The 11,863-nt window shown below is 61.3% G+C and carries 15 protein-coding genes and 2 tRNA genes; 11 read left to right on the top strand and 6 right to left on the bottom strand.

Annotated elements, in window-relative coordinates:
• The first annotated feature begins 87 nt into the window (after positions 1-87).
• On the top strand, positions 88-1,005 hold the full coding sequence (locus tag VGO12_RS25600; RefSeq protein ID WP_327515528.1) for a PhzF family phenazine biosynthesis protein: 918 nt from the start codon (positions 88-90) through the stop codon (positions 1,003-1,005).
• A 57-nt stretch (positions 1,006-1,062) separates the two neighbouring features.
• Here the strand turns inward: VGO12_RS25600 and VGO12_RS25595 are convergent.
• Positions 1,063-1,138 (bottom strand) — tRNA-Lys (locus VGO12_RS25595).
• A gap of 296 nt (positions 1,139-1,434) precedes the next feature.
• Between VGO12_RS25595 and VGO12_RS25590 the strand changes: the two genes are divergently transcribed.
• The 5 genes from VGO12_RS25590 (at position 1,435) to VGO12_RS25570 (ending at position 6,185) form a co-directional block, all read left to right on the top strand.
• Positions 1,435-1,510: transfer RNA gene (locus VGO12_RS25590), tRNA-Lys, on the top strand.
• Positions 1,511-2,442: 932 nt separating this feature from the next.
• Entirely contained in the window at positions 2,443-2,703 is a 261-nt protein-coding gene (locus VGO12_RS25585; RefSeq protein WP_327515527.1) for a DUF1127 domain-containing protein, read from the top strand.
• 373 nt (positions 2,704-3,076) lie between these two features.
• On the top strand, positions 3,077-4,648 hold the full coding sequence (locus VGO12_RS25580; protein ID WP_327515526.1) for a GMC family oxidoreductase: 1,572 nt from the start codon (positions 3,077-3,079) through the stop codon (positions 4,646-4,648).
• Positions 4,645-5,376, top strand: coding sequence for a class I SAM-dependent methyltransferase (locus VGO12_RS25575; protein WP_327515525.1), 732 nt, complete (start codon positions 4,645-4,647; stop codon positions 5,374-5,376). Before VGO12_RS25580 ends, VGO12_RS25575 begins: the two co-directional genes overlap by 4 nt.
• 5 nt (positions 5,377-5,381) lie before the next feature.
• Positions 5,382-6,185: an FkbM family methyltransferase gene (locus VGO12_RS25570; RefSeq protein WP_327515524.1), complete on the top strand. Its 804-nt coding sequence runs from the start codon at positions 5,382-5,384 to the stop codon at positions 6,183-6,185.
• Between the two features lie 147 nt (positions 6,186-6,332).
• Here the strand turns inward: VGO12_RS25570 and VGO12_RS25565 are convergent, their stop codons facing one another.
• Positions 6,333-6,572, bottom strand: a complete 240-nt coding sequence (locus tag VGO12_RS25565) for a dynamin (protein WP_327515523.1) — start codon at positions 6,570-6,572, stop codon at positions 6,333-6,335.
• A gap of 127 nt (positions 6,573-6,699) precedes the next feature.
• Complete coding sequence (locus tag VGO12_RS25560; protein ID WP_327515522.1) at positions 6,700-7,791, bottom strand: glycosyltransferase family 2 protein; 1,092 nt, start codon at positions 7,789-7,791, stop codon at positions 6,700-6,702.
• A gap of 313 nt (positions 7,792-8,104) precedes the next feature.
• On the opposite strand from VGO12_RS25560, the gene VGO12_RS25555 reads away from it, so the two are divergent.
• The 3 genes from VGO12_RS25555 to VGO12_RS25545 all read left to right on the top strand — a co-directional run bounded on the left by VGO12_RS25555 (position 8,105) and on the right by VGO12_RS25545 (position 9,527).
• The gene (locus VGO12_RS25555) at positions 8,105-8,467 is read left to right on the top strand and encodes a hypothetical protein (protein ID WP_327515521.1); all 363 of its coding nucleotides are present in this window, start codon (positions 8,105-8,107) and stop codon (positions 8,465-8,467) included.
• Positions 8,468-8,606: 139 nt separating this feature from the next.
• On the top strand, positions 8,607-9,023 hold the full coding sequence (locus VGO12_RS25550) for a hypothetical protein (protein WP_327515520.1): 417 nt from the start codon (positions 8,607-8,609) through the stop codon (positions 9,021-9,023).
• Positions 9,024-9,374: 351 nt separating this feature from the next.
• On the top strand, positions 9,375-9,527 hold the full coding sequence (locus VGO12_RS25545; protein WP_327515600.1) for an entericidin: 153 nt from the start codon (positions 9,375-9,377) through the stop codon (positions 9,525-9,527).
• Between the two features lie 42 nt (positions 9,528-9,569).
• Here the strand turns inward: VGO12_RS25545 and VGO12_RS25540 are convergent, their stop codons facing one another.
• The 3 genes from VGO12_RS25540 to VGO12_RS25530 all read right to left on the bottom strand — a co-directional run bounded on the left by VGO12_RS25540 (position 9,570) and on the right by VGO12_RS25530 (position 10,694).
• Complete coding sequence (locus VGO12_RS25540; RefSeq protein ID WP_327515519.1) at positions 9,570-9,974, bottom strand: hypothetical protein; 405 nt, start codon at positions 9,972-9,974, stop codon at positions 9,570-9,572.
• A gap of 97 nt (positions 9,975-10,071) precedes the next feature.
• Entirely contained in the window at positions 10,072-10,272 is a 201-nt protein-coding gene (locus VGO12_RS25535; RefSeq protein WP_327515518.1) for a hypothetical protein, read from the bottom strand.
• Between the two features lie 5 nt (positions 10,273-10,277).
• Positions 10,278-10,694: a hypothetical protein gene (locus VGO12_RS25530; RefSeq protein WP_327515517.1), complete on the bottom strand. Its 417-nt coding sequence runs from the start codon at positions 10,692-10,694 to the stop codon at positions 10,278-10,280.
• Between the two features lie 227 nt (positions 10,695-10,921).
• Here VGO12_RS25530 and VGO12_RS25525 point away from each other — a divergent pair, with 227 nt between their 5' ends.
• The gene (locus VGO12_RS25525; RefSeq protein WP_327515516.1) at positions 10,922-11,170 is read left to right on the top strand and encodes a hypothetical protein; all 249 of its coding nucleotides are present in this window, start codon (positions 10,922-10,924) and stop codon (positions 11,168-11,170) included.
• A gap of 178 nt (positions 11,171-11,348) precedes the next feature.
• Positions 11,349-11,690 carry a hypothetical protein gene (locus VGO12_RS25520; RefSeq protein WP_327515515.1) on the top strand — a complete coding sequence of 114 codons (342 nt, stop codon included), beginning with the start codon at positions 11,349-11,351 and terminating at the stop codon, positions 11,688-11,690.
• Positions 11,691-11,863: the final 173 nt, after the last annotated feature.

The following is an 11,863-nucleotide window of genomic DNA, read 5'->3' as shown; positions in this document are numbered from 1 at the left end:
ACCGACCTTGGACGACGGTGCTTTTACGCTTGCCGCCCGCGCCCCGACATTGCAAGGTCAGGGCTCTATATTCGCAAGGGGACATGAATGGCGCTGAGCTACGCGATCTACGACGTCTTCACCGACACGCCGCTCAAGGGCAATCCGCTCGCGGTCATCTTCGGCGCCGACTGGCTGGACGACGAGGCAATGCAGGCGATCGCGCAGGAATTCAACCTGTCGGAGACGGTGTTCATCCGTCGTCCCGGCGGTGCCGCACACACGGCCAAGCTCAGGATCTTTACCCCGAGCCAGGAATTGCCCTTCGCCGGCCACCCGACCGTCGGGGCTGCCGTGGCGATCGCCGAAGCGCAGCACGGTGCGATCGGGGAGGGTATCGATCTGGTGCAGGTGCTGGAGGAGAAGGTCGGCCCCGTGCGCTGCGCCGTCCGGCTGAAACAGGGGCAGCCGAGCTTTGCCGAGTTCGATCTGCCGCGCAAATCGGTGAAACTCGACGCCCGCTTCGACCGGCAGGCGATCGCCGACGCGATGAGCCTGAAGCTTTCGCAGATCGGCTTTGAAAACCACGTTCCATCGTTCTGGAGCGCCGGATCGGCCTTTGTGCTGGTGCCGGTGCACGATGTCGCAGCCGCAGCTGCGATCGAATTCGACCCCTTGCGCTGGGAGCAGCTGACGCCGATGGCGGAGGGCAGGCTTGCGCCCGCCTATGTCTATTGCCGTGGCGGCGTCAACCACACCGCGCGCTTCCATGCCCGCAAGTTCGGGCCGGGGGCAGGCCATCTCGAGGATCCGGCGACCGGCTCGGCGGTTGCGGCACTCTCCGGCGCCATCCACCATTTCGACCAGTTCGTCGACGGGCATCATCCTGTGCTGGTGGAACAGGGGGTGGAGATGGGAAGGCCTTCCTTCATCCACCTGCATATCGACGTCTCGGGCGGCGACATCAGCAACGCCCGCATCGGCGGCCATGCGGTGAAGATCGCAAGCGGCGAGCTCCACGTGTGAGCCGCAAATAGCATGTGACTCGGAAAATTGAGCTTAATCAGCGTCTTTGAGAAATTTTGGTGGGTGATCACGGGCTCGAACCGTGGACCCGCTGATTAAGAGTCAGCTGCTCTACCAACTGAGCTAATCACCCATCCATGGCGTCGCTTTAGCCTACAGATTTGTCGTACTCAAGAGGAAATCGTATCGCATCGCAGTTAAATCACAACGCGATTTCAAATACCGACCCGCTCAAACCGCTCCGCTCTGCAAAAGTGCCAGAGCGCCGGCAACGACCCGCTCGCTTGGTGAAATGCGATCTCCACAGGTGCCAACCTGACCCGACGCGATTTTTCAAAAAAATTTCACAAAGCCGCTGGACAACCATACCGAACGCCTTTATACGCCCCCTCACGACAGCAGCGGGACTTGATCGCAGCGGTCGCGGATGGGTGATTAGCTCAGTTGGTAGAGCAGCTGACTCTTAATCAGCGGGTCCACGGTTCGAGCCCGTGATCACCCACCAAAACTTCTCCTAAGATATTGGTTTAGTTGGGATTCTTCGGCAGCGGAAACGTTGTTTCCGATGGCCGTTGCCGGCGCAGTGCTTTTCAGAGCACGATGGTTCAAGCCTTCCTCGTCAGCCCGCCGCTGCCGTCATTTGCTCCACTCTCGGCGAACTGCGCCACGGAAGCCGGCTACACCCTGCCAGTGTCTTCCCGGCCGAAATCGGCCTACAAATTGGTCAGCCCGATTCTCCTTAGGAGCGTGATGAGGTAAAGGTCTTCATCAAGCTTGTCGTAACGCCAGCAGCCACGCCGTCACGACCAGGAGCGTCACCAGAAGGCCGGTCCATGCTTGAACGCGTGCGGCGGTGACCCCTGCAGCGTTCTTTCCTGCTGTCACGATACTCGGCATAACGCGCACTCCATATGACTAATTTAGTCAGGGCTTCAACTTGAAGTATGGCTCCGGTATCGATAACTTCAAGTAATCCTATTGGGTGTCGTGCAACCATAGGCGTTGATCGGCGCGCCCGCCATCTGTCCAAGTTCTTGCAATGTCGCGCCGCTTGCCTGTGCCCGCTCGCCGCAACCGCCAGCTGTTGCCTGTCTGCAACAGCTCCATCTTTCAGCCCAAGTCTTGCGATTGCCCTCTTGCCGGGAAAGTAATCTCGTGTAATTTTCACAGCATCGAAGCTCAAACTAGAGGAGGCGTACGATGAATTTTGTAAATCATACAATCGTGCAGATGTGCACCTCTGGTGGAGTGGTTTGCTCGTCACGACGTCGTGGCGGCAATTCTTTCGGCTACTTCGGCGCATAAGCGTCGACCGAGCTTCGCCTTTTCTAAACTTTCATTTTTGACTTGATGTGACCGCTTCCCGGAACGCGTTTCCGTGTCCGCGCACATCCATAATCCAGAGGACCCGTCCGTTTTCATCGGCGGGAAATAGACATGCGCGAATTACAGCTGACGTCCGCTGGCGGTTTGCCGGCGCTCATGGACGACCTTTACCAAACCTTCGGCTTCTGGCGCACCGCCAGGGCTTTCCTTTTCGCCGCCTGGAGAGGGCGCCGGACGGTCAACACGCTCAGCCACCTCTCCGACCGCATGCGCCGTGACATCGGCGTGGAGGAGAATGCCAGGGCAAGCGATGAAATGGTCATATCCCTTTGGGCCCGGCCCATCGCCTATGCCGTTCTCCAGCGCAACTGAGGCCCGCTTCGGCGGGCCTTTTCTCCATCTGGTTCCGACAGCGGGAGGCGGGGGTGAGGGCACTCCAGTGGCCGTTCAAGCAAAGTGGCAGGAAGGCAGGAGAAATGCGCCTGCCGTCTTTGCAGGCAACCGGTGCACTTTGCGCGCGGCGCTTGATGCGGCGACAGGGGGCGCCGTTTGCCATCCTCCGGTCCTTGCGGGTGGTGTGATGGCGCAAGGCACATCGCGTGCTTGCGCCTTCAAGCGTCACTTATCCCTGACTATATCTATGGTCGATCTTGCTCCATCTGCTCAATTAGCTATGACGGTAACAAGCTGGGGCAGGCTGACCCTGAGATTGCATCCGTGAACTGCGTTTGGAAGTGCGGCGCCGATGACTGATATCAAGACCATGATCGATGCGCGCGCTCTGAGCGACGAAGATCTTCAGGCAATCGGCTCGGACGTGCTGATCGTCGGCTCGGGCGCGGCGGCCTGTGCGATGGCAACCCGGTTGCTCGCGTCGGGCCTGACGGTGACGCTGCTTGAAACCGGCGACACGCTGGTCGATTCCGACAGCGGACCGTATTTCGACATCGACAACAAGGATCCGTTCGGCCTTTCCTTCCAGATCGGCGGAGCGACCAATCTGTGGTCGGGACGCGTGGCGCCGCTTGAGGATGTCGACGTCAGCGCGGCGAACGGCTGGCCGCTGGAGCGCTCCGAACTCGAAGGCTACTACCGGCAGGCGCTGGAGCTTCTGCAACTGAAGCCGATCAGCGACGTTGCCGCGGTCCCGGCCTATGACGGCGGATCGGCGCCCTGGCGCGCCTTCGTCGCCGACCCGGCCGTTTCGGTCAAACGCTTCCAGTGGAGCCGGCCGGCCTTCAATGGCCAGGAATACCTGAAGGCGCTGGCGGCCAAGGATCAGAAGCTCACGATCGTCTATCACTGCCGCGTCACGAAGCTGATCCCGGACGCCGAGGGAAAGCGTGTCTCAGGGGTCAGGGCGGCGATCGGCGAGGGGCGGACGGTGGAGCTGAGCGCGCCGCACGTCGTGCTTTGCGCCGGCGGGCTCGAAAATCCGCGGCTGATGCTGAACAGCAGGGAAGGCGCGTTTCTTGCCAACGACAATATCGGTCGCTTCTTTTCGACCCATCCGAAGGCGAATGTCGGGCGCATCCACCTTTACAAGACGCTGAGGACCGCAGGCCCGCTGTTCAGCGATTTCAAGAGCGGCAGCAGTTCGCTGCGCTTCGGCGTCGGCGTGAAGGCGGAGCAGCCCGGCGGACGGCTCAACCACTATGTTCAGTTTTCGCCGCGCTTTGAATCGCTCGGGCTGAAGCTGCTGGAACACGCGCAGCATGTGGTTGCGGCCGGCGAGGGCGGCGATCGGCCGCGCTCCAATTTCAGGCGCCGCCTCACGACGGCCGCTGCGGTGGTCGGCCAGGTGGCCTTCAACGTCATCGGCAAGATGGGGCTGCTCGGCACCGGCGGCTCGATCCTCGTCGTTCGCGGCTTTTTCGACCAGCACCCGAATGCCGAACACCGGGTGGAGCTCGGCGACGCGCTGGACCCCTACGGCCTGCGCAAGGGCGTCGTGCGCTGGTCGCTGACGCAAGAGGATCAGGCATCGATCCGGACCTTCCTCGAGGATCTGGGAAAGCTGCTCCAGCGACACAATATCGGTAAGCTGGTCACGACGCTGCCGCCGGTCGGCAAGCCATGGGACATTACCGGGATCCATTCCCATTTCATGGGAACGACGCGCATGGGGCGCTCCGAGGACACCTCGGTGATCGATCGCGACGGCCGTGTTCACGGCGTCGACAATCTCTATGCCGGCGGCGCGTCGGTGTTCACTTCCTACGGCTATGCCAACCCCGTGCTGACAGTAATGGCGCTTGCAATACTGACGGCCGATAAGATATGCCAGCGCCACAAAACAAAGGCGGGTACTCCATGACGGAAACGACTTCTCCGGAACTGAGCGGAAAGGAACAGCGCGCAAAACGCACGCGCTGGCAGAAGCTCTCTCGGAAAAACTACTTCGGGGGAAAGCTTTCGACGAAGAACCTCGTGCGGTTGTGCCAGGAGAATGCTTCGGACAAGCCTACGATCATCGTTCACACAGAAGACGTTGACTATACTGAGTTTTTCCCGAATTCCTTTCTGGTATCGAAGTCCGATCGGAAGAAGGCTGACCTGGTCGTCGACACGCATTATCATCTCGATGCGATCCCCAGCGAGAGCTACGACATCGTTCTGTGCACCGGTCTTCTCGAACATGTTCCCGATCCGCAGCGGCTGATCGAGGATATGCGGCGGATCCTCCGGCCGAACGGCAAGCTGATCATGTCCGCCTCGGCGGTGTTCTCGTTCCACGAGGGGCCGGAGAACTATTTCCACTTCACGCCCTTCTCCTTCAAGCTCCTGTTCAAGGACTGGAGCGAGATCGAGGACCTGCGCGGCTCGAGCATGCCGTTCGAAACGATCGGCATCCTGATGCAGCGCGTGCTGTTGCAATGCGACGTGTTTCCGCTGGCGCGCCCGTTCATCGAGCTGATGGCGCGGTCGGCCCGGTTCTTCGACGTCTTCATCACCCAGCAATACGATACGACGTGGAAGTACACCGACGATCACAAGATCGATTCCATGATGCCTTCCAACATTCAAGCCGTGGTAAGGAAATAGCACCGATGTCCCTGGATACGCTGTCAATACAAGAGTTTGACGGTTGCCGTTTCTTTTGTGGCGACAACAACAAGATCGAGCGCGAGCTGAAGAAGGGTCGTAACTTCCTCGGTGAGTACCACTACGACTTCACCAATTTCGCGGTGGTCAAAAGCCTCGTTTCGCCCGGCCATGTCTGTCTCGATATCGGCGCCAACATCGGCGTCTATTCGAACGTGTTTTCCCATCTGTCCGGCGATGCCGCAAATGTGCACGCGTTCGAGCCGGTCCGGCATATCCGCCACAAGCTCCTGGCCAACGCCAAGCTCAACGGTCATTCGGGTCTCAACGTCAACGACTTCGCGCTCGGTGACGCCGAATCGCGCATGACGATGTTCCAGATCAAGGCGGGCCACATCCGCGGCGGCGTGAGCTCGCTGCTGCAGAACGACACCTACAAGCAGCTGGGCGCCGAAAACTACGACGAGGTCGAGGTCGTCGTCACCCTTCTCGACAGCTATGTGGAGCAGCGCGATCTCAAGTCGGTCGATTTCATCAAGATCGACGTCGAGGGCTTTGAAATGAACGTGCTGCGCGGCGGACGCAAGACCGTCGAGCGCTTCCGGCCGTTCGTGCTGCTGGAGCTCGACTTCGAGCGGCACGGCGAGGCCGTCGGCAAGGAGATGGGGGAATATTTCGCCTCGCTCGGCTACCAGGCGTTCGAGCCGGAGACGACGAAGCGCACGCCGTTCAGCGGTCGCGCGCTCTCCTTTGCGCCTTACGATTTCAAGCAGAGCCCGCGCCGGCGCAACATCCTTCTGGTGCCCTGAGCGGACCGATCTAGCTCTTTGATACCGCGCAATTCCGGACGGAAAACCGTTCCACGCTTTTGCTGGAATTGCTCCAAAAACAATCACCCACGGGCCATGGTCCGTGGGTGATTGCATTGTTGTCCATGGCGTCGGCCGAGAGACCGCTTACGGGGTCGTTGCCGGCTGCGTCGATGGCTGAGTGGTCGCCGGTTGCGTCGACTGGTCGGTGGTTGCCGGCGGCTGCGTCGTCGTCGTCGCAGGCTGATCGGTCGTTGCCGGTTGTGTCGTCGTCGTTGCGGGAGCTGTCGCGGTTGGTTGCGGGGTCGCCCCCGGCTTGAGGAACATCACCGCAAGAACTATGAGCACGACCACGACCACGATACCGATGACGGTGTTTCGATTCATGCAGGCTTCTCCTCAGGTTAAGTGCCTTCAACCTGTAAATGGAGCAGTCGGTCGAATAATCAACGGGCCGGTTCGCGGGCCGGTTGAAAAACGCGCGCGGCCGGGCGGCGCGCGTCTCCGGGCGGTTCTAGTCCGGCTTTGAAGCCTCTTGGGTGATGTCTTGGGCGCGGTCGCGCTTCGCTCTGGGGACGGGGGTGATGAAGCCGAGGCGCAGCAACTGTTTCGAGCCTTCGAACTTGACCGATGACTCCGAGAAGAACTGCAGCGCGTCGGTGCTCGACAACGCATTGGTCATCTGCGTGTAGGCTGCCGAGCCGTCGAAATATTGCCCGTCGGCAACCGCATCGCTGATCATCTCCTGATAGTCCGCAAAGAACTTGAAGTGGAGGAGCGTGCCGACGATCGACGAAAAATTGCGCTGATAGGGGAGCGGCTGGTGAATGCTGGGGCCGAAGCGACAGTCCTCGTCCCAAAAGATCAGCGGATACTTGATCAGTTCCAGATCCGACTCGAATTCGCGGTAGCGGGCGCCGCCCTTGACCGTGATGGCGCGCTTCGTCGTCGCCATCATGTAGCCGCGGCTGTCGAAGTGATCGGCAACCTTCCACGGGGCGGAGGTCTGCAGCTGGCTGATATCGGCGGCGCCAAGATCGACCGGGTACATGTCGAGCATCGGCGCCGGCAGGCGCGAGATCTTGCGGTCTTCGAGCGTGTGGATCACGGACCAGAGTGTGCGGTTTTCGCAGTCGTCGAAGATCAGGAACTCGTCGGAATCGACGTTCACGTACCAGCGATCGCTGCCATAGAGGTCAAACAGGATCTCCCTCCACGCGCGTCCGCGCCGGGCGTCCCTGTAGCGGACCGAAGACGTCCACAGGTCGACATCCGGCTGGTCCAGCAGATAGTCGCGCGTTTCGTCGGTGGAGGCGTCATCGACGCAGATGAAGCGGGTAACGCCGAGCGACCGGTAATGGGTGAGAAAGCCCGGCATGAGCTTGGCGTCGTTGTGCGCCAGGAAGATCAGCGGAAGGTCGTCGGGATAAAGGGACGTCTGGCCGTGACGGCTGACGCAGGTGAGATCGACCCTCAAGCTCCGGCGCCGCTCACGGCGTTCGACCTTTGTCGATTCGTACCATGTGATGACGCGATCCCAGAGGTTTCGGTCGGCGATCAACTCGGCGTCCGATTGATCTTTGAAAGGGTAGGCGATATCGGCCATGTTTATTCCGACATGTGTATTAAATAATATTATACCGGCCTAAATCAAAAGCGCGGGCAAGGCAATCCATACGATCGAAGGGGGAAGAGTGGTCCACACCACTTCCGCCCATACGCGCCAGAATTGAACGCAGACTGCGGTATTTGCGTGACCTGTGGTTGTGAGTCGATGGCCCGAATGGGTGGGGTGGCCGACTGGCAAAGACCGCCTGACGCTTTTTTTGCGCAACCTTTTCCCACCTTTCCGGTTACCCCTCCATGAAGCTCGCACGCGTGCGGCCTGATCCGGCCGGCGCGCAGAGGAGGAGATGGAGATGACGAATACGATAAGCAAGGTTCTGCTTGCGGCGCTCGTGGCCGCAGGTTCGCTGAGCGCGCTGCCCGTCACGGCGCCGGCGCAATCGCTCAACCTTTACCTCGGACCCGATCGAGGCGACGATGATTTCGACCGCGACTATCGGCGCGAGCGCCGATACGACGACGAGGAGGACTTTGTTCGCCCGCGTCGCGGCTGCAGCGCCGACCAGGCGATCCGCCGCGCCTATCGCTACGGCATGCGCGATCCCGAGATCGCGGCGATGACGCGCAGCCGGGTGATCGTCGAGGGGCAGACGCGACGCGGCGGGTATACCCGGCTCTATCTTGCAAACCGCAGCGGTTGCCCAAGGATCGGCTAGGCTGACGGGCTGAGGGTCGATGGCGTGACGTCATGCGTCACGCCATCGGCCAGTGCCGCACAGCCGGCGGCGACCGGTGCGGAGCGTCGCGCGACAAAGGTGATTTGCCGGATGCGCGGAAGGTGCTAGGTGTCGGGGCATGACCGCATTTCCAAACCTTGACGCCAAGCCGCTTGCCGAGCGCGCCTGCGGCACGTGCACGCTCTGTTGCCGCCTTCCTGATATCGACGCCCTGGAAAAGCCGGCGAACGACTGGTGCCGGCATTGTATCGAAGGGCAGGGATGCCGGATCTATGCGGAGCGGCCGCAGCTTTGTCGCGACTTTCTCTGTCTCTGGCGCACCGACGCGGTGCTTGATGACGCCTGGGAGCCGGCACGCTCGCACATGATGGTCTACCGCCAGGGTCCCCAGATCACGGTGCTCGTCGATCCGGACGTGCCTGACATCTGGCGCAACGCCCCCTACCTGCAGAGGCTTCAGCAATTCGCCCGCGAGGGTGGCAATGAGCAATATGTCATCGTCTTTGCCGGCGATGCGGTGTTCAAGGTCGAGTGAGCGGGAACTGCGACGGGTGCCCGGACAGCGGGTGCCCGAGAAGAAAGAGCCCCGCACGAGGGCGGGGCAAAGCAGGCACCCAAAATGGCTCGGGGTGCGGGGAAGCGCAGTCCACAAATGAACGTACTGCGCGGTACGGAAGCTAACGTGCATCCACCTTGCTGGGGAAGGGCGGATTCAGCGATTCCGGTACGGTTGCTAAAATAATTCGGACGCCCGCAGCGCCGCGTGTCCTGTCGGGCGCGCAAAGACGGGCGTCTGCCGGCTTTGGCCCGTCCGATTGACTTCGGCGCGGGGTGCCGCATTTCCTTTTGTGGGAAACAGGCGGAGACGACGATGTCAAAGACGACGATTTCGGGGGCGACGATCACGGTCCTGTGCCTGGCGCTGCTTGCGCTTTCGGCCTGTGGCAACACGGCGCGCGGGTTTCGTCAGGACGGCGCCGAGGCCGGCCACGCGCTCGACGACGCGACCCATCGCGTCCTGAAGTCCACCTCGAAGTAGTGCACCGGCACGCTGAACGGCAGGCAAGCCGTTCGCCCCGGCCTATCGCAAGGGGGCGACGCGTTGCTGCCCGACCGCTTGCGCGCTGGTGAAGATGACGACCGCAAACATCAGCACGCCGACAAAGGCGACGACCGATGCGGCGGCGACGATCGGCTCGATCTCCGGGTGGCCCGTGGTCATCAGATAGAGCGACGGCACGAGCACGCCGACGCCGGACGTGTAGACGTAGTACTGGAGAAGGGAGAGACGGCGCTCGGCCTTCAACGGGTTCAGCGCGTGATAGGTGCCGAAGATCGCCATCGTCACCCAGCCAAGCAGATTGGTATGGGCGTGGGCCGGCGTTGCCGCGTGGTCCTGGCTGATGGCCATGTGAAGGCCCATCATGAGGCCAATGATCAGAAAGATGATGGCGGTCTTGAAATAGAGTTGAGCCAGGCGCGGCATCGTTTGTCTCCTCCGTTGCGCTCCCCGCCTATTTTATTAGCATCTTCGTAAATTAATCGAGATTGCCAATATTGGGCGAACCGCCGCACCTGTCGGATCAGGCGGGGGTGCCCGAGCGGCTGGCCGCAGCGGTCAGCGCCGCGCGCTTGCGGGTGGCCATGTCGTTGAAGGCGGTGAGCCCCTGGCGCTGCAGATAGGCGGCAATCGCCGCTTCCACGCCGCGATCGTTGCCGCCGTCTGTCTCCCAGAAGGCCTCGATGGCGGCAAACAGGGCGGATTTGTCGAGCGTAACGGCCATTGCGATCAGGCGCCGAACTGCTGGCGGTGATTGAGAGTGCCGTGGGCGGCCTGGCTGCAGGGCGCTGAGCCGGGATCGGCGCGCCAGCGGTCAAAGGCCTCCGACCTCGGCACGAAGCCGGGCAACCGGTGCTGCTGCGCCGGGGCGGCATCCAGGCCGTCGAGGAAGGCATCGGCGACCGTCTCGGTGACATCCTCGCCGTGCAGTGCCTCCAGGTCGAAGCGGATCAACTTCTCGACATGTTCGCCGTCGTGAACCTTCAGCCAGTCATGCGCGGTCCTGTAGGTGGTTCCGAGCGTATCGGTTTCCTCGCAGAAGAAGCCTTTGCCCAGCGTCAGCACGGCCAGGATGATCTCCCGCCCCTGAAGGAACGGGACTGTGTTCAGCGGCGCCGGAAGGTTCGCCGTGGTCGCATCGGGCATCGTTCACCTCTGGTCGCTTCGAGGCGCCCTTTCCGGTTTTCCGGCGGGGCGCTCCGGTTCTGTCGAAAGGAATATAGGAAAAATCCTATTTGAAAGTCAATAGGAAAAATACTGCCGGAAGGGCAGCTCGCGCGGAAGCTGTCGATGATGTGTTGTTTGTTCTTGTTTTGTTCGATCGTTTGCGCCACCTTGGGCGCGCCATTCCAGGTGGCGGACAGGAGCATGGGATGATCACCTATTTCGTCGTTCAGAGCTTCACTCTGGGAAGCAAGGGGGCCTTTCTCGCCGACATTCCGCTGCAGGCGACCGGGCCCGATCATGCGTTGCGGCTCGCCGAAAGGCTGGCGGCAACCAAGGTCGGGGTCATCGCCTTCAGCCGGTCAGGGGATCTCGCAACCGGCGAGTTCGAGGATGCGACCGTGCTTTTCATGTCCGGGGATCTGCCGAGCGACGTTGCGGAGGCGATGGCGGCGTAAGGGACGCCAGTTGGGGCGGACCGACGGGCTTGGCGCCAGCTTGCGTCCGGACCCGTTGCGAGCGCCGGTGTCGCGACGTGAAGTCCACCTCCCTTCTGTTTTAGGATTGTCTTGCGTAACCTTGGGTTGCTGTTATGCTTATGATTGGAAAATACAACCTCGGGCAGGGTGGGTGTCTATGAAGGATTTGATAGCGGCCGTTTCCATCGTTTTGCTTTGCGCCAGCCCGGCGGCTTCCGATCATGGCTCCAAAAGGCATTTCACGATGTACTGGGCAGCCTATGCCGCGGCCTTGATGACTGAAAAGGCTTGCGTCGAGGTCGTGGCCAAGCGCGGCTCCGGCTACATCAGCGATTTGAAGGAAGCGGTGCTGAAGGACGCCGAGCATGACGGGTACCCACGCGAAAAGGTCATCGCGAAAGGTACTGAAATGCTGGAAGAAACGTTGCCAAACCTCAACGATGCCACAAGCCGCGACCGATTCTGCAGTGACGTGCAGGCGCAGCACTTGCCGCAGTAGCTGCTGACGACGCTCCGGGCGGTGACGGCGTGGGGGCATTGCTGCGCGGACGTGCCTCAAGGGCCGCGGCACGTTTGGCGCCTGGCTCGGCGGAGCCATTGCCGGCGGCGGGTAATGGCCGATGCCGCGCTTTCACATCGATCGCGAGGAGCTGGCCAGCTGGAGGCGCGGAC

The sequence above is a fragment of the Ensifer sp. genome, assembly GCF_035999135.1.
Classification (GTDB): domain Bacteria; phylum Pseudomonadota; class Alphaproteobacteria; order Rhizobiales; family Rhizobiaceae; genus Ensifer.
Note: the sequence above shows the minus strand (reverse complement) of the source record. Positions and strands in the feature narration are given on the sequence as shown.

Bases quoted from the DNA above. Each gene is read 5' to 3' on its own strand.
- VGO12_RS25555 (WP_327515521.1), top strand. From the start codon at position 8,105: ATGACGAATACGATAAGCAAGGTTCTGCTTGCGGCGCTCGTGGCCGCA.
- VGO12_RS25525 (WP_327515516.1), top strand. From the start codon at position 10,922: ATGATCACCTATTTCGTCGTTCAGAGCTTCACTCTGGGAAGCAAGGGG.
- VGO12_RS25540 (WP_327515519.1), bottom strand. From the start codon at position 9,974: ATGCCGCGCCTGGCTCAACTCTATTTCAAGACCGCCATCATCTTTCTG.
- VGO12_RS25565 (WP_327515523.1), bottom strand. From the start codon at position 6,572: ATGAATCGAAACACCGTCATCGGTATCGTGGTCGTGGTCGTGCTCATA.
- VGO12_RS25575 (WP_327515525.1), top strand. From the start codon at position 4,645: ATGACGGAAACGACTTCTCCGGAACTGAGCGGAAAGGAACAGCGCGCA.
- VGO12_RS25520 (WP_327515515.1), top strand. From the start codon at position 11,349: ATGAAGGATTTGATAGCGGCCGTTTCCATCGTTTTGCTTTGCGCCAGC.
- VGO12_RS25550 (WP_327515520.1), top strand. From the start codon at position 8,607: ATGACCGCATTTCCAAACCTTGACGCCAAGCCGCTTGCCGAGCGCGCC.
- VGO12_RS25580 (WP_327515526.1), top strand. From the start codon at position 3,077: ATGACTGATATCAAGACCATGATCGATGCGCGCGCTCTGAGCGACGAA.
- VGO12_RS25535 (WP_327515518.1), bottom strand. From the start codon at position 10,272: ATGGCCGTTACGCTCGACAAATCCGCCCTGTTTGCCGCCATCGAGGCC.
- VGO12_RS25530 (WP_327515517.1), bottom strand. From the start codon at position 10,694: ATGCCCGATGCGACCACGGCGAACCTTCCGGCGCCGCTGAACACAGTC.
- VGO12_RS25560 (WP_327515522.1), bottom strand. From the start codon at position 7,791: ATGGCCGATATCGCCTACCCTTTCAAAGATCAATCGGACGCCGAGTTG.
- VGO12_RS25585 (WP_327515527.1), top strand. From the start codon at position 2,443: ATGCGCGAATTACAGCTGACGTCCGCTGGCGGTTTGCCGGCGCTCATG.
- VGO12_RS25570 (WP_327515524.1), top strand. From the start codon at position 5,382: ATGTCCCTGGATACGCTGTCAATACAAGAGTTTGACGGTTGCCGTTTC.
- VGO12_RS25600 (WP_327515528.1), top strand. From the start codon at position 88: ATGGCGCTGAGCTACGCGATCTACGACGTCTTCACCGACACGCCGCTC.